General features: G+C 66.1%; 19 protein-coding genes. 2 read left to right on the forward strand and 17 right to left on the reverse strand.

What is annotated here, in order from left to right; genetic code table 11:
* Positions 1-11: 11 nt before the first annotated feature.
* The 3 genes from trmD to rpsP form a co-directional block, all read right to left on the reverse strand.
* Positions 12-1,043, reverse strand: a complete 1,032-nt coding sequence (gene trmD / locus RIU96_RS09690) for a tRNA (guanosine(37)-N1)-methyltransferase TrmD (RefSeq protein WP_396136758.1) — start codon at positions 1,041-1,043, stop codon at positions 12-14.
* Complete coding sequence (gene rimM / locus RIU96_RS09695; RefSeq protein WP_040422525.1) at positions 1,036-1,536, reverse strand: ribosome maturation factor RimM; 501 nt, start codon at positions 1,534-1,536, stop codon at positions 1,036-1,038. Before rimM ends, trmD begins: the two co-directional genes overlap by 8 nt.
* Positions 1,537-1,646: 110 nt before the next feature.
* Positions 1,647-2,168, reverse strand: a complete 522-nt coding sequence (rpsP, locus tag RIU96_RS09700; RefSeq protein ID WP_006840043.1) for a 30S ribosomal protein S16 — start codon at positions 2,166-2,168, stop codon at positions 1,647-1,649.
* Between the two features lie 243 nt (positions 2,169-2,411).
* Here rpsP and RIU96_RS09705 point away from each other — a divergent pair, with 243 nt between their 5' ends.
* Positions 2,412-4,511: an acyltransferase family protein gene (locus tag RIU96_RS09705; protein ID WP_136651587.1), complete on the forward strand. Its 2,100-nt coding sequence runs from the start codon at positions 2,412-2,414 to the stop codon at positions 4,509-4,511.
* 28 nt (positions 4,512-4,539) lie between these two features.
* Here RIU96_RS09705 and ffh read toward each other — a convergent pair whose 3' ends face one another.
* The 4 genes from ffh to ftsY all read right to left on the reverse strand — a co-directional run bounded on the left by ffh (position 4,540) and on the right by ftsY (position 9,788).
* Entirely contained in the window at positions 4,540-6,171 is a 1,632-nt protein-coding gene (gene ffh, locus RIU96_RS09710) for a signal recognition particle protein (protein ID WP_136651586.1), read from the reverse strand.
* Between the two features lie 93 nt (positions 6,172-6,264).
* Positions 6,265-6,603, reverse strand: coding sequence for a P-II family nitrogen regulator (locus RIU96_RS09715; protein ID WP_006840040.1), 339 nt, complete (start codon positions 6,601-6,603; stop codon positions 6,265-6,267).
* 9 nt (positions 6,604-6,612) lie between these two features.
* On the reverse strand, positions 6,613-8,049 hold the full coding sequence (locus tag RIU96_RS09720; protein ID WP_006840039.1) for an ammonium transporter: 1,437 nt from the start codon (positions 8,047-8,049) through the stop codon (positions 6,613-6,615).
* 173 nt (positions 8,050-8,222) lie between these two features.
* Complete coding sequence (gene ftsY, locus RIU96_RS09725) at positions 8,223-9,788, reverse strand: signal recognition particle-docking protein FtsY (RefSeq protein WP_144740730.1); 1,566 nt, start codon at positions 9,786-9,788, stop codon at positions 8,223-8,225.
* A gap of 66 nt (positions 9,789-9,854) precedes the next feature.
* Between ftsY and RIU96_RS09730 the strand changes: the two genes are divergently transcribed.
* On the forward strand, positions 9,855-10,379 hold the full coding sequence (locus RIU96_RS09730) for an META domain-containing protein (protein ID WP_311204909.1): 525 nt from the start codon (positions 9,855-9,857) through the stop codon (positions 10,377-10,379).
* Here RIU96_RS09730 and smc read toward each other — a convergent pair.
* From smc to gdhA, 10 genes are all read right to left on the reverse strand, one after another.
* Positions 10,376-13,816, reverse strand: a complete 3,441-nt coding sequence (gene smc / locus RIU96_RS09735; protein ID WP_311204910.1) for a chromosome segregation protein SMC — start codon at positions 13,814-13,816, stop codon at positions 10,376-10,378. The genes RIU96_RS09730 and smc overlap by 4 nt on opposite strands.
* 122 nt (positions 13,817-13,938) lie before the next feature.
* Positions 13,939-14,682 carry a hypothetical protein gene (locus RIU96_RS09740; protein WP_144689110.1) on the reverse strand — a complete coding sequence of 248 codons (744 nt, stop codon included), beginning with the start codon at positions 14,680-14,682 and terminating at the stop codon, positions 13,939-13,941.
* Complete coding sequence (locus tag RIU96_RS09745) at positions 14,679-14,999, reverse strand: PadR family transcriptional regulator (protein ID WP_144689111.1); 321 nt, start codon at positions 14,997-14,999, stop codon at positions 14,679-14,681. The genes RIU96_RS09740 and RIU96_RS09745 overlap by 4 nt, the downstream gene beginning before the upstream one ends.
* 100 nt (positions 15,000-15,099) lie before the next feature.
* Positions 15,100-15,384, reverse strand: coding sequence for an acylphosphatase (locus RIU96_RS09750; protein ID WP_144689112.1), 285 nt, complete (start codon positions 15,382-15,384; stop codon positions 15,100-15,102).
* Positions 15,377-16,876 carry an alanine/glycine:cation symporter family protein gene (locus RIU96_RS09755; RefSeq protein WP_144689113.1) on the reverse strand — a complete coding sequence of 500 codons (1,500 nt, stop codon included), beginning with the start codon at positions 16,874-16,876 and terminating at the stop codon, positions 15,377-15,379. Before RIU96_RS09755 ends, RIU96_RS09750 begins: the two co-directional genes overlap by 8 nt.
* A gap of 53 nt (positions 16,877-16,929) precedes the next feature.
* A complete protein-coding gene (mutM, locus tag RIU96_RS09760) occupies positions 16,930-17,754 on the reverse strand; it encodes a bifunctional DNA-formamidopyrimidine glycosylase/DNA-(apurinic or apyrimidinic site) lyase (protein ID WP_311204911.1) in 825 nt (274 codons plus the stop codon).
* Positions 17,754-18,518, reverse strand: coding sequence for a ribonuclease III (rnc, locus tag RIU96_RS09765; protein WP_311204912.1), 765 nt, complete (start codon positions 18,516-18,518; stop codon positions 17,754-17,756). Before rnc ends, mutM begins: the two co-directional genes overlap by 1 nt.
* Complete coding sequence (locus tag RIU96_RS09770; RefSeq protein ID WP_311204913.1) at positions 18,515-19,045, reverse strand: YceD family protein; 531 nt, start codon at positions 19,043-19,045, stop codon at positions 18,515-18,517. Before RIU96_RS09770 ends, rnc begins: the two co-directional genes overlap by 4 nt.
* Positions 19,046-19,077: 32 nt before the next feature.
* The gene (locus RIU96_RS09775) at positions 19,078-19,884 is read right to left on the reverse strand and encodes a F0F1 ATP synthase subunit B family protein (protein ID WP_144689117.1); all 807 of its coding nucleotides are present in this window, start codon (positions 19,882-19,884) and stop codon (positions 19,078-19,080) included.
* Between the two features lie 816 nt (positions 19,885-20,700).
* Positions 20,701-22,047 (reverse strand): NADP-specific glutamate dehydrogenase, encoded by a 1,347-nt coding sequence (gene gdhA / locus RIU96_RS09780; protein WP_144689118.1) that lies wholly within the window; start codon positions 22,045-22,047, stop codon positions 20,701-20,703.
* Positions 22,048-22,062: the final 15 nt, after the last annotated feature.

A 22,062-nucleotide genomic window follows, 5' to 3' on the forward strand; every position in this document is an offset into this window, starting at 1 on the left:
GCAGCCGCCTTTTACAGCACTCGCCGCGCCTTATCGACGACCTTTTTCACGTTCCCCTCGCTCAACGCCGTGCGCCCCCGCACGATCACGCGCGCGCCGGCCACCTCGACCGAGTCGACCTCGACGCCCGATCGGCGCAGCGCCTTGCGCACAGCGCGCTCTGCATCCGCGATCTCGGCGTCGATAACGAGCTCCACCTCGCGGGCGTGAAGCGTAAACTCATCCGCCGCGTCAAGCTCGGCATGCTCCAGCAGCTCGGGGCGCACCCGCTGGGTGCGCAGCAGGGCCTGGTCGCGGCGCCACCTGCGCACCTTGGCGTGATCGCCGGAGAGCAGCACCTCCGGGGCGTCGATGCCGCGCCACTGCCTGGGCTTGGTGTACGCGGGGCCTTCGAGCAGGCCGTCGGAAAAGGAGTCCTCCTCGTGGCTCTCCGTGTTTCCCAGCACGCCCGGGATCAACCGGGTGACGGCCTCGGCGATCACGAGCGCGGCCACCTCGCCGCCGATGAGCACGTAGTCGCCGATGGAGACCTCGCGCACCCGATAGCGCTTCCGCGCGTCCTCGAACACGCGCTGGTCGATGCCCTCGTAGCGGCCGCACGCGATCACAATATGCTCCTCGCGCGAGAACGCCTGCGCGTCCGCCTGTGTGAACGGAGTGCCGGCCGGAGTGGGCACGAGCAGCAGGGGCAGGGAGCGGTCGTCGTCTTCGACTGCGTAAGGGCGAGGCGAGATGCCGGCAACGTCGTCGTGGCGCGCCTTGTCGTTGCGGTGCTCGGCCGCCGATTCAATCTCGGTTCCCGTGCGACCGGCGGCGACCGCGTCGAGGGCCGGCCCCCAGACCTCGGGCTTCATCACCATCCCGGGCCCACCACCCAACGGCGGCGCGTCGACGGACTTGTGCCGGCCCGTCGCCCAATCGCGCAGGTTGTGGATGCCGACGGTGAGGATCCCCTGCTCAATCGCCTTGCCCAGCAGAGCGTGGCGCAGCGGCTCGAGGTACTCGGGGAAGATGGTGATGATGTCCAGGCGCAGCTTAGACATCCAAAAGCCCCTCCGGCGGGGTGATCGTCAGCGTCTGCTCGCCCAGATCAATCTCCGGAACGAAGTCGATCACGAACGGGACTAACACCTCGCGTCCGTCGTAGTCGATCTCTAGGATCTTCCGGTTCGGCGTGTCCATCACGCCGGTGACCTCACCGACTTCGCGGCCCTCGTGGATCACCTTGAGCCCGATGAGCTCGTGGTCGTAGAACTCCTCCGAATCGTCTTCGCGCTCGAGCGGCGGGGCGAAAAACTGCATCCCGCGCAGCGAGTCCGCCTGTGTGCGATCGGGAACCTCTTCAAAGCTCATGAGCAGACGGTTCTGGTGGGGGCGCAGCGTCTTGATCGTCAGCTCGCGCTCCTTGCCCGGCTGCCGGCCAGTCAGCACCTCCCCGACGGCGAAGCGCTGGTCCGGGTCGTCGGTAAGCACCTCGACGGCGACCTCTCCCTTGATGCCGTGGGACTTGACGACCTTGCCGATGAGCAGCTCCATGAGCGCGTAGTGTAGCAGGGCCTTTTTGCTTATCGACGCCCCACCCACACCCCGAAAACAAAAGAAGACTGCAACGCACAGTGTGCGTTGCAGTCACCTAGTGACGGATACTAGTTCTCCTCAGCGGCATCTTCCTCAGCCGGAGCTTCCTCGGAAGACTCTGCTGCGGACTCTGCGGCAGCCTCTGCCTCGGCCTTGGCGGCAGCCTCTGCTTCAGCCGCAGCCTTAGCCTCGGCCTCCTCCTTGGCCTTCTTGCGCTTCTCGGTGATGGCCTCCGCGCTCGGGCCGTTGTTTGCCTCTTCGAGGGCCTGGTTGAACAGCTCAAGCTTAGACGGCTTCTCCGGGGCAACCTTCAGCGTGCCCTCGGCACCGTCGAGGCCCTTGTGCTTCTGCCAATCGCCGGTCACCTTGAGCAGCGCGAGAACCGGCTCGGTCGGCTGGGCGCCGACGCCGAGCCAGTACTGTGCACGCTCGGAATTGATGCGGATCAGCGACGGCTCCTCCTTCGGGTGGTAGATGCCGATGTTCTCGATCACCTTGCCGTCGCGGCGGGCACGTGCGTCGGCGATGACGACGCGGTACTGGGCGTTGCGGATCTTGCCGAGACGCTGCAGCTTAATCTTGACAGCCATGAAAAGTCCTTCGTGGTCACTGGGCAGTTCAGACACCCGCAGCTTGTCTGCGGGCCGGTTCAACCCTTTGGATTTACTTGCGTGTGACGGGCCGGTCGAGCGTACTCGGGTCCAGCGCTAACGCAGGGTGTGCGCACGCAGAGCGCTGCGCAACCTGCATTACCTTACAACCGGTCGGTTTCAGAGTCCAAACGGGCCGGAGTAGACTACCCGTTGCTTACCTAGGCGGGAAGGAGGACGGCGATGGACAGTGGGAGGGCAGCCAGTAGCACCCCCCAATTCCGCAACGACCTCGAAGGTTTGCGCGGCATCGCCATCGCCCTCGTCGTGGTGTTCCACATTTTCGTGGGGCGCGTATCCGGCGGTGTGGAAGTGTTCCTTTTCCTCTCGGGGTTCTTCTTCGTCGGGTCACAGGTGCGCTACGCGCTACGCGAGAACCCCCGCGTAAATCCGTGGTGGCCCATGTGGCGCACCGCCCGCCGTCTCATACCCTCGCTGGTGGTGGTACTGGCGGCTACCGTCATCCTCGTGTTCGCGCTCGTTCCGGGACTGGTGAGCGGAGAACTCCTGCGGCAGTTCACCGCCGCCATCTTCTTCGCCCAGAACCGCGAGCTCGCCGCCCAGGGCTCTGATTACGCCGCTGTGAGCCCGGAAGCATCGCCGCTGCAGCACTTGTGGTCCATCAGCGTTCAGGGGCAGTTCTATCTCGCCGCCATCCTGCTCGGAACGGTCATCGCAGTGCTTGTCACTCGGACGGGCATATCCCGAACCTGGGTGCGACGCGGGACCATCGCGTTGCTCGTGGTGGTGACCGTGGCATCGTTCAGCTGGGCATCGCGCTTCGGCCTTTTCGGCACGGAATCGAACTATTACTCCTTCTTTTCCCGCGCCTGGGAGCTGACGCTGGGAGGATTGCTCGCCCTGGCCGCACAGGTGCAGATTCCGAGGCGGTTCAGCGCCCTCACCGCCGGCAGCGGTCTCACACTGATAGCGTTGACCGGTGTTGTCATTCCCACAACCCTGGCATATCCCGGACCGCTCACCCTGATGCCGATTGGCGGGGCTGCACTGATTGTGCTGAGCAACCCGGCCAATCCCGTGTCATCGATTCTTTCGTCGCGGCCGATTACCTGGCTCGGTTCCGTCGCCTATCCCCTCTATCTATGGCACTGGCCACTGTTGATCATCGCCGTCACCATAGGCTCGCATACCATTCCACCCCTGTCCGTCGGCCTGGGAGTTATCGCGCTTTCCATTGTCCTTGCCCAGGCAACGCACACGGCGGTCGAGGAGCCCTTGCGCATGCACGGCAAGCGCCCGACGAAACAAGACGCACCCGTCACGGCAGCGCTGGGTTCTCTGCAGCGGCCCGCGGGTGCCGCGCGGGCGGCGGGCGGTGTCCTCATCGCCACCAGCACGGCAGCGATCCTGTCGCTGTCACCGATGTGGGAGCGAAACGTCACCATCGCCGATTCCCCCTTCAGTGCGGAGCAGCATCCGGGGGCAATGGCTCTGCGCGGCGCCCCAGTTCCGGATGTGCCTGCTCAGCCGGCACCCATGCTGGCCTCCAGCATCACCACCCACATCTTCCGCGACGGCTGCGTGATTTTCCAGGATGAGCCGGGGGATGCCGCGCCGGAAGCAGATTGCGTCTACGGAGACCCCGAGGCCGAAACAACCGTGGCTTTGGTCGGCGGCTCCCACGCCGAAACATACGGTGTGGCACTCGACGAGCTGGGCAAGAAACACGGGTTTAAGGTCATCACTTTCATCCGCCAGACGTGCCCGATGGTGTTTACCCCCGGAGACCTGGTCAGCCACCGGTGCGCGAAGTGGTCGCTCAACACATTCAACGAGCTCGCATCCCTCGACCCGGCCGTGGTGGTCTCTACCTCGACACGCCCGGCCGGCTCAGCCGGAGAAGCGAGCCCATCCACGGATTCCGTTCCCCCGGAGTACGTGGAGGTGTGGGATGCCTTCGCCGAGGCCGAGATCCCGTTTCTCGGGCTCAGAGACAACCCGTGGATTTTCGATGCCGACGGGACCCCCTTGAACCCCAACGGCTGTGTAGTCAACGGCGGCTCGGTCGCCGAATGCAGCATGCCCGCCACGACGATGTACTCGCCCGAAGACCCGGCCGCCGACTACTCCGATGCGGACGCCATGCGCCACATGGTGGACACCTCCGGCTGGTACTGTCCCGACGGACTGTGCCCGCCCGTGATCGGAAACGTCACCGTCTACCGGGACCAGAACCACATCTCCAACGCTTACTCTCTCACTCTGGCACCGCTTATCTGGCACCACCTCGGCCCCCTCTTGGAGGAGACGGCCGGGAGTTGACGCGCTGACTTCCGGAGCGCGCGTAGACCTACTTCCCTTTCTTCCCCAGATTCTTCATCGCCTGGGAGAAGTCGAGGTTATTCAGGTCGAGGCCCTCCATGCCCGGCGGCATCTTCCCTGCTCCGGGCATACCGGGCATACCCCCGCCCAGCTGCTCCTGCATTTTTTGCAGGTCCGCCATGCTCGGCATGCCACCGGGCATTCCCGGCTTCGCGCCGCCACGGTTCTTCACCGGCTTGCGCTTGCCGTTCTTGCCCTTGCGTCCCTTCGGCTTCTTCTTCGTGGCGCTGCGCCCCCCGCCCATTCCAGGCATGCCGGGCAGGCCGAACTGGCTGGCCATCTGCCCCATCATCTTCTTCGCCTCGAAGAAGCGCTCCACGAGCTGGTTGACGTCGGAGACGGACACGCCGGAACCGTTGGCGATGCGCTTGCGGCGCGAGGCGTTGAGGATCTTCGGGTCCTCGCGCTCGGCGGGAGTCATGCCGCGGATGATGGCCTGGATGCGGTCGAGCTGCTTCTCGTCGACCATGTCGGCCATCTCGTTCATCTGCTTGCCACCGGGCATCATCTTCAGCAGGTTGCCGATCGGCCCCATGCGGCGGACCATGAGCAGCTGGTCGAGGAAGTCCTCCAAAGTGAGCTCGCCGGAGCCGAGGCGCGCGGCGGCCTTTTCGGCCTCCTGCTGGTCGAACATGGTCTCGGCCTGCTCGATGAGCGAGAGCACATCGCCCATGCCGAGGATGCGGCTGGACATGCGGTCGGGGTGGAAGATGTCGAAGTCGTCGAGCTTCTCACCCGTGGAGGCGAACAAGATCGGTTTGCCCGTGACCTCGCGGATCGACAGCGCTGCGCCGCCGCGGGCGTCGCCGTCAAGCTTGGTCAGCACCACACCGGTGAAGTCGACGCCGTCGGCGAACGCCTGCGCGGTGGCGACGGCGTCCTGGCCGATCATCGCGTCGATGACGAAGAGGACTTCATCGGGGTTGACGGCGTCGCGGATGTTGCGCGCCTGCGTCATCAGGGTTTCGTCGATGCCGAGGCGACCGGCGGTATCGATGATGACCACGTCGTTCTTGGCGCGAACGGCGTGCTCGATACCCGCCGTGGCCACGGCGACGGGGTCACCGTGGGAGGTGCCCATCTCGTGATCTAGCGAATCCAGCGACGTGCCGGGGTCCGGCGCGAACGTCGGGACGCCAGCGCGCTCGCCGACGATTTGCAGCTGCTGCACCGCCCCGGGGCGCTGCAGGTCGCAGGCCACCAGCATCGGGGTGTGGCCCTGCTTGGTCAGGTGGTTCGCCAGCTTGCCGGCGAGCGTAGTCTTACCGGCGCCCTGCAGCCCGGCGAGCATGATCACGGTCGGCGGGGTCTTCGCCAGGTTGAGCCGGCGGGTTTCGCCGCCGAGGATGTTGGTGAGCTCCTCGTCGACGATTTTGATGACTTGCTGCGCCGGGTTGAGCGCCTCGGAGACATCGGCGCCGAGGGAGCGCTCCTTGACTCGTTTAATAAAAGCGCGCACCACGGTGAGGGAAACATCGGCCTCGAGCAGCGCGAGGCGGATCTCACGGGCGGTGTTGTTGATGTCTGCCTCGGTCAGCTTGCCCTTACCGCGCAGGCCGCCGAGGGCAGTTTGTAGGCGGTCGGACAGCGACTCAAACACTGAGGTGCACGCTCCTTTAAAGGTGAGATACGGCGATTGGCTCGTTACAGCCTAGCGCGTATCCCCGCGATGCAGAATTCTCTGCCTCCCCTTCTAGATGGCTTGATCGTCCTTTTCGCCCGTGCGCACGCGCACGACGCTGTCAATCGAGCTCACCCACACCTTGCCGTCGCCGACCTCGCCGGTATAAGCGCTTTTCACGAGCGTGTCGACGGCCGAGTCCACCTGGTCGTCCGTCACGAGGACCTCGACCTTTGCTTTAGCCACGAACGGCGAGGAGTACTTCGCGCCGCGGTAGTACTCCACGTTGCCGCCCTGCCGACCGCGGCCCTGCGCATCGGTGACGGTGATACCGCACACGCCGATTTCTTCAAGCGCCTCCATGATGTAGACCACGGTGAACGGCTTGACCACTGCAGTGATGAGTTTCATGACTTCTCCTTATACCTTCGGCTCAATTTTGCGCGAAGCGGCCGCGTCAGCGTCGCCGCGGGGGTGCTGGGTGTTGTGGTGGTCTCCGCGGGCCTCGTTGAGGCCGAGTTCTGCCGCGGACTTGTTGCCGGCAGGCACACCACCCGGGCGCATGCCGGGGCCGCCGAAGTCGTATCCGGTCTCGCGGTGCACGGAGTAGTCGACGCCTTCGAACTCTTCCTCGCGGGTGACCCTCCAACCCATCGTGTACTTGATCGCCAGCGCGATCACCAGAGTGATCACGCCCGCGAAGACCATGGACACCAGCGCGATGATGATCTGGATACCGAGGAGCTTGAAGCCCTCGGTGACGTCACCGGTGAAGATGCCGCGATCGCCGGCGAAGAACGCCAGGCCAATGGTGCCCCACAGGCCGGCGACGAGGTGCACTCCGACCACGTCGAGGGAGTCGTCGTAGTTGAGCACGTATTTCAGGCCGACGCCGAAGCATGCGAGCACGCCGCCGATGAAACCGAGAATCAGCGAGGAGACGGGGGCGAGGTCGCCGGCCGCGGGGGTGATGGCAACCAGTCCGGCGACAATGCCGGAGGAAGCGCCGAGGGAGGTGGCGTAGCCGTCGCGAAGCTTCTCAATGAGCAACCAGCCCATCATGGCTGCGGCCGCTGCGGCGGTGGTGTTGATCCACGCCATGCCGGCGAGGCCGTCGGCCGCGAACGCGGAGCCGCCGTTGAAACCGAACCAGCCGAACCACAGCAGGGCCGCGCCGATCATGACGAGCGGGAGGTTGTGGGGGCGTGAGTTGGACGTCGGGAAGCCCTGGCGGCGCCCGATGACCAGCGCGAGCACGAGCGCTGCGGTGCCGGCGGAGATGTGAACGACGGTGCCGCCAGCGAAGTCGATCGGTGAGACTGCGGCTTCGCCGTCGACGACGCCGAACAGGCGCGCCGCGATGGAGCCTTCCGCATGGCCGAGCAGGCCGCCACCCCACACCATGTGAGCGAGCGGGAAGTAGACCAGGGTCGACCACAGGGCGGCGAAGACCACCCAGGAGCCGATCTTGACACGGCTTGCAACCGCGCCGGAGATGATCGCGGTGGAGATCACGGCGAAGGTGAGCTGGAAGCCAATGTCAATGACGTTGGCGTAACCGGTGGCACCTTCAATGTAGTTACCCTCGGCGTCGACGATGGCGTTGGCCAGGCCGAAGAACTCGAAGGGGTTGGCGAACACCCCGCCAATGGATTGCGTGCCGTACGACATGGACCAGCCCCACAGCACGTACACGATCGTGACAATGCCGAGGCTGGTGAAAGACATCATCATCATGTTGAGCACGCTGCGGCGCGAGGACATTCCGCCGTAGAACAGCGCCAGCGCGGGGGTCATCAGCAGAACAAGGGACGCCGATATCAGCATCCAGCTCGAATTGCCTGCAATGACTGCCATTTGGTCAGCTTCCACAGTTTTCACCTCTCAATAAATCTATCGGTCGACAGTTTGGACCGTGTTTACTGTAGAACGACAGATATAGGGAACGAAAGTGGAAAACCCAGAATGCGACAGACATCACAAAACCCGCCACCCGAGCTGGGAGGCGGGTTCGGTTTAGCTGGGAGGAGTTAACCGAGCAGCGCGTCGACGAAGCTTTCCACCTCGAACGGCGCGAGGTCGTCGGCGCCCTCTCCCAGTCCGACGAGCTTGACCGGCACGCCGAGCTCTTCCTGGACCTGGAAAACGATTCCGCCCTTGGCCGTCCCGTCGAGCTTGGTCAGCACCACGCCGGTGATGTTGACGACCTCGCGGAACACGCGCGCCTGGGTGATTCCGTTTTGCCCCACCGTGGCGTCGAGGACCAGCAGCACCTCGTCGACATGCGACTTCTTCTCCACCACGCGCCTGACCTTGCCCAGCTGATCCATCAGGCCGGTCGCCGTGTGCAGGCGCCCTGCGGTATCGACCAGAACCACGTCAGCACCCTGGTCCACACCCGTAGCCACCGCATCGAAGGCGACCGATGCCGGGTCCGCGCCCTCCTTGCCGCGCACGGTGGAGGCACCCACGCGGCGCCCCCACGTTTCCAGCTGATCCGCCGCCGCGGCGCGGAATGTATCGGCCGCCCCGAGCACCACCGAGTGGCCCATGGACACCAGCACGCGGGCGAGCTTGCCGGTGGTGGTCGTCTTGCCCGTGCCGTTGACCCCCACGACCAGGATCACGGCGGGCTTTCCCTCGTTGGGCATCGCCTTGATCGAACGATCCATCTCGGGGTGAGCGGCCTCGATCAGCGCTTCGCGCAGCATGGCGCGGGCCTCGGCTTCGCTGCTCACACCCCGCTCGGCGATCTTGGCGCGCAGCGACTCGGTCACCTTCAGCGTGAGCTGGGTGCCCAGATCGGCCATGATCAGCGTGTCTTCGATCTCCTCCCAGGCGTCCTCGTCGAGGTCGCCCGCGGTCAGGATGCCCAGCAGGCCCTGGCCGATGGCGTTCTGCGAGCGCGACAGGCGCCCGCGCAGCTTGCCAATGCGGCCCGCGGCCGGGGCGATCTCGTCGATCGGCTCGCTCGCCGCGGGCGTATCGACGATCGCCTCCTCCGAAACTTCAGCCCCCTCCTGGCGCGCGGCGTCAGCCACCTCGGCGGTGACCGCAGCGATGTTGGCGGCCTCCTCCGCCTCCGAGTCCTTCCCCGGGTCCTCATCAAGGGGCTGCTCAGCTTCGAACGCCTCCTCCACGAGGTCGCGGCCGTCCTCCGACAGGCCGTCGACAGCAGGCTTCTCGACGCCCTCCTCGACCACGTCGTCGTTGAGCTCTTCCACTGCGTCGGCCGCATCATCGCTCAGTTCAATCTCAGGCTCCGGAGCGGCGACTGGTTCTTGAGCGAGCTGCTCGTTGAGCTGCGACATCGCGGTCGAGCCGCCCGGCGCGGGTTCGGCGGGCTCAACGGGATTGTCCACGCGCACCGGCTCGGGGACCACCGCCGGTGCGAAGGCGAATCCGCCCTTGGCCTGGTAGTTTCCTGATTTCTCCTGCTGCGTCAGTTCTTTCGGGGCCTGATCTGCGGGTTTGTCGAAGGAGATGGTCTTCGACTTCTTGCGGCTGTTACCGATCACCACGATTCCGACGATGATCAGGGCGATCACCACAATGGCGATCAGGATCCAAATGAGAGTCGTGTTCATGCCCTCCATAGTGCCAGCCAATTGGATACTTTTGTGTATAGCGCTCGCACGGCCGGCGGTGGTTGCGTAAAAGGCATGACCAATCGACACAACGTGTTCAAGCTCATCGGCGCCGGCTCTGTCGCGTTCCTCGCGGCCTGCGCTCCCCTGACCAACGCGTCCGCATACTCGTCCACCCCGACTACACCCGACACATACGTGACTACCGACTATTCTGCTGTCCCCGAGATCGTTGACCTGCCCGCCGACGCCACCCCGGCCACCGGTGAGACGCTGCTCCACGTCATGAACAGCACCTGGGTCCCCCAGCCTGCCGTCGACGGCATCCGCGTCAGCTTCGTCCCGCAGGGCAGCATGGAGGGCTTCCGCGTTGAGGGCGGCCCCTGCAACGGCTACGGCACCGCCATCCACCCGAACGTGGACACCGGCGCCTACACCACCACGAGCCTCCCGGTCACTCGCATGGCCTGCGACACCATGGCCTACGAGGGCGCGGTCACCGAGGCGTTTCGCAACGGCACCGGCTTCTACACCGTCGGCGAGGACACCCTCTACGTCGCCGGTGCACAGGGCGCACTGAAGCTGGTCCGCGACAACTAGGAACTGGCGGGGCTCATCCGCTGCGAGATCACGCGGGTGACCCCGTCGCCGCGCATCGTGACGCCATAGAGCACGTTGGCCACGTCCATCGTGGGCTTCTGGTGCGTGATCACGATCAGCTGCGAGTCGCGGCGAAGTTCTTCGAGTAGCGCGATGAGCCGGCGCAGGTTGACGTCGTCAAGCGCCGCCTCGACCTCGTCGAGCACGTAGAAGGGGCTGGGGCGGGCGCGGAAGATGGCCACGAGAAACGCCAGCGCAGTCAGAGACTTCTCCCCGCCCGAGAGCAGAGAGAGCCGCTTGACTCGCTTGCCGGGCGGGCGCGCTTCGATCTCGATGCCGGTGGCGAGCATGTCGCCGGGCTCGGTGAGGATCAGCCGCGCCTCCCCGCCCGGAAACAGCGTGCCAAACACCGCGGGGAATTGCTTTTCGACGTCCGCCCACGCATCCGTAAACAGCTTCAGGATCTGATCGTCGACGTCATTGATCACGCCGAGCAGGTCCCTGCGCGCCTGGTTGACGTCGTCAAGCTGGGTACTCAAAAACGAGTAGCGCTCCTCGAGTGCCTTGTACTCCTCCAGCGCCAGCGGGTTGACCTTGCCGAGCGCGCGCAGGTCCTTTTCCGCCTGCGCGAGGCGCGCCCGCTCGGCGGCGCGGTCGAAGCCCTCGCCGGGGCTGTGCTGGGCGAGAAGGTCGGCGATCGCGATGCCGAGGGATTCGGTGGCCTTCGCCTCGGCCTCATCGATGCGCACCTGCGCCTGCTCGCGGGCGATGTCGGCGGCGTGCGCGCTGTCCGTCAGCCGGCTCAGCTGCTGCCGCGTCGCGCTGACCTGCTGTTTCGCCTGCTGCGCGCGGCCTCGAAGTTGCGCGACCTCGGCAGAGAGCTCGTCGCGGCGCGCCGCGGCCCGCGCCACCGCATCGCCAACGCGCCCAGCGAGAACCCGCGCGTGCTCGGCGACCGTCGCGGCTAGCTCGGCCTGCGCCTTCTGCTTGGCGACGCCCGCCAGAAAGCGCGCCTTCGCCGCCCGCTCGTGCTCCGCCTGACGACGCAGCGCGTCGCCCTTGCCCGCCGCTGTCTCCGCCGTCTGCTGCGCGGTGCGCGCCGACAGCGTGGCCTCCATCTCTAGTGCCGTGACCTCGGTCAGCGCGGCCTGGGCCCGATCGCGCTCGGCGCTTGAAGGCTCGTCTGCCTCGGTGGAGTCCGAGTCGATGCGCGACAGGCGATCGCGGGTCTCGGCAAGCTCCTCCTGGCGGCTGCGTAGACGCGCCTCGGCATCGGTGGCGCGCTGCGCTGCGCGCTCGTGCTCGGCGCGCTGGGCGTCGCGGTGTTGCGCCGCGCGCTGCGCCTCGCGGCGGGTCGCCTCCAGAGTCGCATCGTGCTCGCGCAGCGCCGCCTTCGCGCTCGCCGCGGCCACCCGCGCCTCCTCGGCCGACAGCTTGGCGCCTTCGAGCGTTCCGGAGAGCTCGCGCAGCCCGGCGCGCGCGGTCTCCAGCTCCGCCGCGGCGCGCTCGATGCGCGCGGAGACCTCGACGGTCGACACCTGCCCGGTGCCGGCGGCGATCCAGCCCTCGCCGGCAAGCACCCCGGTGCGCGTGACCGCCCGCAGGCGTGGGTCGTCCGCGACGATGCACCTAGCTTCCTCGACTGTGTCGGCGAGGGCGACGTCGACAAGCACGCGCGTGAGCGGCCCCGCGATCGACGGGTCGAGGCGGACGTGGTCGAGCAGCCAGTCGACGGGCGCGTCGGTGTCCATCCGCCAGGTGCTGCCGCCAACCGGATCCACCACGATGGCACGCTCGGCCTGAGCCAACGCATCCGCCACGTCCCCCGCCCCGACGAGCGCTTCCGCGAACGGGCCCAGAGCCGCGGCAAGCGCCTTAGCGACGCCCTGATCAGCGCTGATCAGCCCCGCCAACACGCCGATATCGCCGCCGAGCGCGTCCGCGGCAGCCTGCTTCGGAGCCTGCTCGGACAGGGTGGCGATGCGCGACTCCAACGTAAACACCGTGCGCTCGCGCTCCCGCTGTGCCGCGCGCAGCTGCTCGAGGCGCTTATCGGCCGCGTCCGACTCCGCGGCCGCGCGCACGTGGGCCTGGTAAAGCTCATCACGCTGCTCGCCGTCACCGGTAATGGCGCGGGCCAGCTCCTCGGCCTCCCTCGCGGCGACGTGCGCGCGCTGGCGGGTCTCGCCCAGTGCTTCCTCGATCCGGGAAATCTCCTCTTCGGCGGCGGCGACGGCGGCAAGCTGGCTTTCCTCCTGCGCCAGCAGGCGCACCACGCCCTCGCGGCGGTCCGCGATCGCGCGCACCTGCGCGAGGTGCTCGCGCTCCGCGGCGTCGAAGACCTCACGGCGCTCGGCGATCTCCTCCCGGATCGATTCGAGCTTCTCCGCCGCCTCCTCGGCGCGCTCCAGCGCCTCGGCGTACTGCTCGTCGGCCACGCTTGCCCGCGCCAACAGGTCGTCCGGGTCTTGGCCGTGGTAGGTGGTCTGCCCGACCGAGTTCGCGGCGCGCTCCGAAGCAATGCGCACCGTGGCGCTCACGCGCTCGGCCAGCGTAGACAGCGTAAACCACAGCTGCTGCGCCTCCTCGGCCGCCGGCTCAACCTCCCGCTGGCGGGCCTCAACGGCCTCCTGCTGCGCCTCAGCTTCTTCCAGTTCTGCGGCGACGGCTTCAACCTTGGCGGTGACAAGCGCGGCGTTGGAGGAGGCGTCGTCACGCTTCGCGCGAAGAGTGAGCACCTCATCGGCCGCGAGGATAAGGCGGGCCTCGCGCACCGTCGCCTGCACGCTCGCCGCGCGCTGGGCCGTTTCCGCCTGCCGGGCCAAGGGGGCGAGCTGCTTGCCCAGCTCCTCGGTAAGATCGGTGAGGCGATCGAGGTTCGCCTGCATCCCGGTGAGCTTGCGCTGCGCCTTCTCTTTGCGGCGGCGGTGCTTGAGCACGCCGGCGGCTTCCTCGATGAAGGCGCGGCGCTCCTCCGGGCGTGATTCCAGGATCTCCGCGAGCTTGCCTTGGCCAACGATGATGTGCATCTCACGGCCAATGCCCGAATCCGACAGCAACTCCTGGATATCCATCAGGCGGGCCTTCGACCCATTGACCTCGTACTCGGACGCGCCGTCGCGGAACATCCGCCGCGTAATCGCCACATCCGTGTAGTCAATAGGTAGCCGCTTATCCGTATTGTCAAAGGTCAGCGTCACCTCCGCGCGGCCCAAAGGCTTACGCTCCCCCGCGCCCGCGAAAATGACGTCCTCCATCTTCCCGCCACGCAGGTTTTTCACCCCCTGCTCGCCCATCACCCACGCCAACGCGTCGACGACGTTCGACTTGCCCGAACCGTTAGGCCCCACAACAGCACAAATACCCGGCTCGAACTTCATCGTCGTCGCCGACGCGAAGGACTTAAACCCCTTAAGCGTGAGCGATTTCAGGTGCATTGTTCGGATTCTAGGACACGGGTGGGTTCACACACCCCTTCAACCTAAACTCGGAGACCTAAGAACGCGCCCAAAACGGCCGTTTTTGCGTGACATTTACCCGTCCGGGTTTAGGGGGGAAGCTAACCCCGCGCCGCCCCCACGAGGGGCACCACAACCACCGCCCCGGAAAGCGCAAACCCAGCCGCAAACACCGCGGCCGCCTGTAAGCGTCCTCCTGCACGAGGGGTCTCCGATACCGCGCGGGCGAGACCAGCGGCGCTGAGCAGGGTGGCCAGCGAGATCCCGGCGAGCTCGTCGCGGACGTCTCTATGCTTCAGCGATGCAATCGGCAGCGCCATGCTCGCGGCGAGCGCCAGCGCGGGCCCGACGCCGGACGCCCCGGCCCTGCGCGCCACCGTGACGGCGCCCGCCGTCAGCGCAACCGGCGTCAGCCACGCCGCGACCCGGGCAGCCGCGGGCGTGTTGGCCAGGGTCGTGGCGTCGAGGTCATCGGGGCGCAGCCACCCGGCCTTGACGGCGACGGCACCCCAGTTGATGGACCAACCCAGGCCCATCAGGTGCGGTTGGAGAATCTTCTCGTCCTCGGGGTCGAAAATCCTCCGGCGCGAGGAAGCGAACAGCGCGCCGAACGGGGTGGTGCGCCGGCCGTGGTCGTCGTATCCCACGCCCTCGTACTCCCGCGCCACGCTCGCGGCGTAGTCGCGTGGGGTCCCGAGCTCATCGCTAAGCGATGCTCCGTCCGACGCAAGCTCTTCCAGCAGGTCCCGCTGCTCCCCCACGATCGCGTTAATGCGGGCGCGGCCAAGCCGCGTGGTGGCCAGCGCGCGCTCGATGGCGGCGGTGTATGTATCAATTGTGCTCATTGCTTGTCCTCTCCGATCAGTGCTGCGACGTCCCGGGTCAGGGTGTGGAAGTCTCCTTGTAGGTGGCGCAGGGCGTCGGTGCCGGCGTCGCTTAGCGAGTAGTATTTGCGCGGCGGCCCCTTCGGCGACTCCTCCCAGCGCGTTTGCACGATGTTGTTGCTGGTCAGCCGGCTCAGAAGCGGGTACACGGTGCCGGCCGGCGCAGCGAGGCTCGGGTAGTTTCCGAGCCGCTCAACAAGCGCCGCGCCGTAGAGCTCCTCGCGCTCGAGCAGCGACAGGATCGCCAGTTCGAGCGCACCCTTGCGTAGCTGGGTCATTGGGGGTCTTTTCGGTGTCAATAACCTCCTCCTTACTTTGCAATGCCAGGTACATTCTATACCTAAGTACTTTGCAGTGCAAGGTATAAGCCCGAAGGCCCTAGCGCTCCTCGAAGCCGCGCGCACCCTTCGGCTCCGAGCACCGCTCCACCACCGTGTCCACCCGACCCGGCCGCCCGGCCGTCGACGGCTGCTCCCTCAAGAGCCGCAGGAACTTATCGACGCCCTCACGTGCGCCTTCAGCAACCACCTCGACGCGGCCGTCGTCAAGGTTCTTCGCGTAACCCGCCAACCCGAGCTCGAGCGCGCGCGAGCGGGTCCACCAGCGAAAACCCACCCCCTGAACGTGACCGTGCACGTGGGCGGTGAGGCGGACGCTACTCATTGTCCGCCAGCGTGATGCGGTCCTCGATGCTGCGCCGCGTCACGGGGTCGGAGCCGTCCCAGAACTCGACGTTCTTCAGCTCGGGCAGCATGTCGCGGTGGAAGACCGGGTCGACGCCCTGGCGGCGCTGCTCGTTGAAGTTCTTCAGCAGCTTGATCGCAACACCGCCCAGCGGGACGATCGCGATGATGTTGATAATGGCCAGGCTGCCGGCCATGGTGTCGCCGAGCGCCCACACCAGCGGCAGCGAGCCGAACGCGCCAATGAAAACAAACCCGATCACGAGCACGCGGAACCCGGTCATCACGGCCTTCGACTTGGTCAGATACTCAATGTTGGCCTGCGCGAGGTAGTAGTTGCCGATCACAGAGGAGAACGCGAGGAAGAACAGGATGAAGGTGATCGCGTGCGCGCCCCAGGCGCCGACCGAATCAGCCAGCGCCGCCTGCGTCAGCGCGGCACCCTGGATGTTTTCCTTGCCGTAGGTCACCTGTGGGCCGAGCAGGACGATGAACGCGGTGATCGAACAGACCAACAGGGTATCGAAGTACACGCCGAGGGTCTGAACAAGACCCTGCTTCACCGGGTGCGACACGGTCGCCGTCGCGGCAGCATTCGGTGCCGAGCCCATACCCGCCTCGTTGGAGAAGAGCCCGCGGCGCATGCCGTGCATGAACGCCATCGCCAGCGTGGCGCCAGCGACCTCACGCAGTCCAAGCGCGCTGCCGACGATGGTGGCGATCATGTTCGGGACCTCGCCGATGTTCACAATCACCACGATCAGACCGATGATGACATAGGCGCCGGCCATGAACGGAACGATCACCTGCGTCGCGGACGCAATGCGGGTCACGCCACCGAAGATGATCGCCGCGGTCAGCGCGGCGATGACAACCGCGACGATGCCCTTGAGAGTGTTGCTGTTGTTGCCCAGGGAGCCTCCCACCGCTTCCACGATGGAGTTGGTCTGAATCGCGTTGTAGACGAAGCCGTAGGTGAAGGCTAGGAAGATGGAAAAGACGATCGCCACGGGCCTCCAGCCGAGCCCGCGTGTCATGTAGTACGCCGGGCCGCCGTGGTAGTTACCCTCGGGGTCTTTGGTCTTCCACAGCTGCGCCAGGGTGGATTCGACGAACGAGGTCGCTCCACCGATCAGGGCGATCATCCACATCCAGAACACCGCGCCCGGGCCGCCGATCGAGATCGCGAGCGCGACGCCCGCGATGTTTCCCGTGCCCACGCGCGAAGCGGCCGAAATGGTGAACGCCTTGAACGCCGAGATGCCGCCGTAGTCCGCATCCAGGTCGCGGCCCTCGCGGTCCTTGCCTTTCGGGGTCTCGGCGACCGCGCGGAGCATCGACGGCAGCAAGCGGACCTGCACGAACAGCGTCCGGAGCCCGAAGTAGATGCCCGCCAGCACGAGGAACCAGGGGACGATGTTCCAGATGAACCCGTTAATCGTCCCGTCGACGATCTCGTATGCTTTTTCCATGCGCCAAATCTTAACGGGTGGGTGCCAGGCTATGTGTAACTAATCACAATAACTCACAGTGTCTGGCACCCCTGGCAGAAACAGCTCGAGCGCCCATTGACCACAACCTTGCGCATCTCGGTGCCGCAGCGCAGGCACGGCTGGCCCGCCCTGCCATAGGCGTTGAGCGAGCGTGAGAAGTACCCGCTCGCGCCGTTGACGTTGACGTAGAGGGAATCGAAGCTGGTCCCGCCCTGTTTCAACGCCTTGGCCATGACGTCGCGGGAATGCTCAAGCACCCGTACCGCGTCCGACTGGCGCAGCGACCTGGCCCGCCGCGTGGGCTTTACGCCCGCCGCCCACAGCGCCTCGTCGGCGTAGATGGAGCCAATTCCGCTGACGATCGCCTGGTTGAGCAGCACCGTCTTAATCGCGGAGCTGCGCGTGCGCACGAGCCGGGCGCGCTCGACGATGTCGAAGTCTGCCTCGAACGGGTCCGGCGCAATGTGGCCAATCGACTCCGGGACGCCATCTTCGCCCAGCGAGACGTACTGCCAGGAGCCGAAGGTCCGCTGGTCCACGAACGCCAGCTCGACGTCGTCAAGCAATGCTCGAATCCGCAGGTGAGGGCTCGCCGCGGTGCCGGGAGAGCCGACGAGCATTTGGCCGCTCATGCGGAGGTGAACCATGAGCGCGGCGCCGTCGTCAAGCGCCAGCCACATGAACTTGCCGCGCCGCCCCGTGCCGGTGACCCGCCGGCCCGGCAGCAATTCGCGGAGGTCGACGGAGTTGCCGCGCACCGCCCGCGGGTGCAGCACCTCCACGGTGCTGAAAGTCCGTCCGACAAGATGGGTGTCGAGGCCGCGGCGCACCACCTCAACCTCAGGCAGCTCCGGCACTACCCCTGCCTCGCCACGGCCTCGGGGTGATCGCGCAAGAACGCCACCGCGACACGCGCCGCCTCCTGCTCCGCGAGCTTCTTGTTCGGCCCAACGCCGCGCCCGCGCGACTGCTCGCCGACGAACACGTCGGCGGTGAACGTCTGGTCGTGATCGGGGCCGACCGAGGTCGCGCGGTACTCCGCCGCCGGGGCCTTGAGCTCCGCGAGGCGCTCCTGCAGCACCGTCTTCCAGTCCTGGTGGCGGCCCGTGGCCGTCGCGCTCTCCAGCTTCGATTCAAACAGCCGCAGCACGACGTCGCGCGCGGGCTCGAAACCGTGCTGGCGGTAGATCGCGCCGAACAGGGCCTCGGTGGTATCCGCCAGGATCGAGTCCTTGTCACGGCCACCCGTGACCTCCTCGCCCTTGCCCAGCAGCACATGCGCCCCGAGGCCAATCTCGCGCGCCACATCCGCCAGGCCATAGCGCGAAACTATCGACGCCCGCATCTTCGAAATGTCCGACTCAGGACGCGAAGGAAAACGCTCGTAGAGGCTGTTCGCCACGGACAGGCCGAGCACGGCATCACCGAGGAACTCGAGGCGCTCGTTGTTGGGCAGCGGACCGTGCTCGTTGGCAAACGAGCGGTGCGTCAGCGCCAGACGCAGGATCTCGGGCTCAACCTCGACGCCGAGGGCGGCGAGCAGCGGGGCGTGGTCGACGCGCCCGAATGCCTCGTTCCACGCGTCCTCGCCGGTTATTTTGGTGCGGCGGGAGCGACTCACAAGAACTTCTCCAATCCGGCCCAGCGCGGATCAACCCGCTCCTCCTCGCCCGAGATCCCGTCCGGGCTGGGCACCTCACCCGCGTTGACGCACTCGGGCTCGCAGACCGGGTTGAACGGCAGGGTCATGCCCATCTCGTCGATAAACGCCTGTTCAAGGTCGACCGTATCGTCGACGACGGCCATGATCTCGTCGCCGGAGCCCTTGTCCTGGTCGTCATCGTCTGCGCCGACGATGAAGTCGTCGGAGGCGGAAAAGACCTGGTTCACCGTCGCGGAAAAATCCGGGGTCAGCCTGGCCAGGCAGCGCACGCACTCGCCCTCGAGGGTGCCGGTGGCGGTGGCATCGACGAGCACGCCCGAGCCGAGCGGGGTGATCGTCGCTTCGACCGTGACTTCGGCGCCCTCGGGCAGGGCAATCATTTCCGGGCCGATGCGTGACGGCGAGGGCCCCGTCTGCGTTGTGGTGACCGGAAGACCATCTCCGTGAACTGCTTCGGCGACGTTAAAGACAAAAGGATTAGCCATAACAGCCACCACCCTACAACGATGAACGGGAACTAGTAATCGAGCTCCGAGCCGGAGCCGTCGTTACGCGGGCGGCGCACCCGCTCGCGGCGCTCGACGCGCTCAATCCGCTCACCCGAGCGCGGGCGATCGTAGCGCTCGCCAGCCGCTCCAGAAGCCCCGGCGCCGCGACGGAGCGCGGAGCGGTCAGAGGAGACCGTGCGCAACACAGAAGAAAGTGATTCCTCGAAATCGGCGAGCTTCGAATCAACGTAGCTATCGCACTCGGCGCGCAAGCGCGAGGATTCCGAGTGCGCCTGCTCAACCAGGCGGTGCGCCTCTTCGTCGGCGCGACGCATGACCTCTGATTCCGAGATCAGACGCTCCTGCTCCGCCAGGCCCTGTTCAACCGAGCGCTGGTACTCCTGGTTGCCGTTCTGGATCAGGCGCTCCGCCTCGCGCTGCGCGCCGGCGATGGTCGAGTCCGCCTCCTCGCGCGCGCGAGTGACGGTCAGCTCCGCGTCCTCCTCGGCGTTGGCGACGAGCAGGGTCGCGCGCGACTGGGCGTCGGAAAGCATGTCCTCAGTGCGGGTTTGGACGTCGGACATAATCTCGCGCGCCTCGGCCTCGGCGCCGCCGACGATCGCGTCGGCGCGCTCCTGGGCCCCGCGCAGGATCTCGTCCTGGTTGTCCAGCACGTCCTGGGCGTCGTCGATCTCGACGGGGTAAGCGTTGCGGATGTCGTCAAGAAGTGCGAGCACCTCGTTGCGCGGCACCATGCAGTTGGAAGTCATCGGCACGCCGTAGGCCTGCTCCACGGTCTGGACAAGTTCATCGAGAGCTTCGAATACGCGGTACATAGTGCTTTAGAGTACTGCGCCAGCGCTCCTGCCTCGGGTTCGGCGCGCGGGGGTTTGTTGGCGCGGCTGGTTGGGTCTGAGCGGGTGTGGTTCGTGTTGACCGGGTGGATCTGCGCGTGTGCGCGGTTTGGACTGCGCGATTTAGGGAATCTGTACTAGCAAAGTCCCTGTTCGTGGGTAGGCCGCTCAGGTAAATTGCGCAATGCCCATTGCGCAGTCGGCTCCGCCGCGCACGCGGCAAGGAACACGAGTCTCGATCGCCCCACAAGCAGCAACGGTGCGCTTGCCGTAGGTCTCAGGTTGCCCCAACACGTCCGCGCAGTTTGGACTGCGCAATATAGCGAATCTGCACCAGCAAAGTCCCTGGTCGCAACAGGCCCGCTCAGCTAAATTGCGCAGTCCACATTGCGCAGTCGGCCCCGCCCATCCATGACCAGGAACACAGCCCTCACCCGCCCCACAAACAACACCGGCGCGCTTGCCGTAGGTCTCGGGCGGCCAGCAACGCGTCCGCGCAGTTTGGACTGCGCAATTTAGTAAATTTGCGTCAGCAAAGTCCCTGGTCGCAACAGGCCCGCTCAGCTAAATTGCGCAGTCCACATTGCGCAGTCGGCCCCGCCCATCCACGACTAGGAACCCAAGCGCGCGCCCGACCCAAAAACCGCCCCACCCCACGCATCCGCGCAGTTTAAACCGCGCAATCCACCCACCAGACACAGCAAAGCCCCTGGTCGCAAACAGCCCGCGGGGCCAAACTGCGCATTACACAGCAGGCCCCGCCGCTCAAGCGACCAGGGACACACCCCAGCAAAGAGGCTAGATAACGCCCTGAGCAAGCATCGCGTCGGCGACCTTCTTGAAGCCGGCGATGTTCGAGCCGACGATGTAGTCGCCCTCGCGGCCGTACTCCTTGGAGGTCTCGTCGGCGACCTTGAAGATGTTCGACATGATCTTATGAAGGCGGTCGTCCGTGTAATCGAAGGTCCAGGAATCGCGCGAGGCGTTCTGCTGCATCTCCAGCGCGGAGGTTGCCACGCCACCAGCGTTGGCGGCCTTGCCCGGCCCGAAGCTGACCCTGTTCTCCCGGAAGACCTCGACGGCCTCCGGGGTCGAGGGCATGTTCGCGCCCTCGGCGACGTAGCGCACGCCGTTGGCGACCAGGTTCTTCGCGTGCTCGCCGTTGAGCTCGTTCTGGGTCGCGCACGGCAGTGCGACGTCGGCGCTGAGGTCCCAGATGCTGCCGTCGGAGTGGAAGGTCGCGCCCTCGGCGTCGTCGACGTAGGTGCCAACGCGCTCGCGCCGGACCTCCTTGACGTCTTTAAGCAGCTCGATGTCCACGCCGTTCGGGGTCTCCACCCAGCCGGAGGAGTCGGAGAAGCCGATCACGGTCGCGCCGAGCTCCTGGGCCTTTTCGATGGCGTAGATCGCCACGTTGCCGGAGCCGGACACGATGACCTTGGCACCGTCGAGGGACTCGCCGCGGGCCTTCATCATCTCGTCGGTGAAGTAGACGCAGCCGTAGCCGGTGGCCTCGGTGCGCACGAGGGATCCGCCCCAGCTCAGGCCCTTGCCGGTGAGAACGCCGGACTCGTGCTGGTTGGCCAGGCGGCGGTACTGTCCGAACAGGTAGCCGATCTCGCGGCCGCCGACGCCGATGTCGCCGGCCGGGACGTCGCGGTACTCACCGATGTGGCGCCACAGCTCCGTCATGAAGGACTGGCAGAAGCGCATGATCTCGTGCTCGGACTTGCCCTTCGGGTCGAAGTCGGAGCCGCCCTTGCCGCCGCCGATGGGCAGGCCGGTCAGCGAGTTCTTGAAGATTTGCTCGAAGCCCAGGAACTTGATGATGCCCAGGTTCACCGATGGGTGGAAGCGCAGGCCGCCCTTGTAGGGGCCGAGCGCCGAGTTGAACTGCACACGGAAGCCGCGGTTGACGCGGACCTGGCCGTTGTCGTCGACCCACGGCACGCGGAAGATTATCTGGCGCTCGGGCTCGCACAGACGCTCAATCAGGCCGTAGTCGGCGTAGTAACTGTCCTTCTCCAGCACGATCTTGAGCGAGTCGAGCACCTCGGCGACCGCCTGGTGGAACTCCGGCTCGCCGGCGTTGCGCTTGAGAAGTTTGTCGTAGTAGCTGGCCACTTCTTGATCGATATTGGTCATGCGAATCCCTTTCCG

Source organism: Corynebacterium sp. Z-1 (assembly GCF_031844665.1).
Classification (GTDB): Bacteria; Actinomycetota; Actinomycetes; order Mycobacteriales; family Mycobacteriaceae; genus Corynebacterium; species Corynebacterium sanguinis.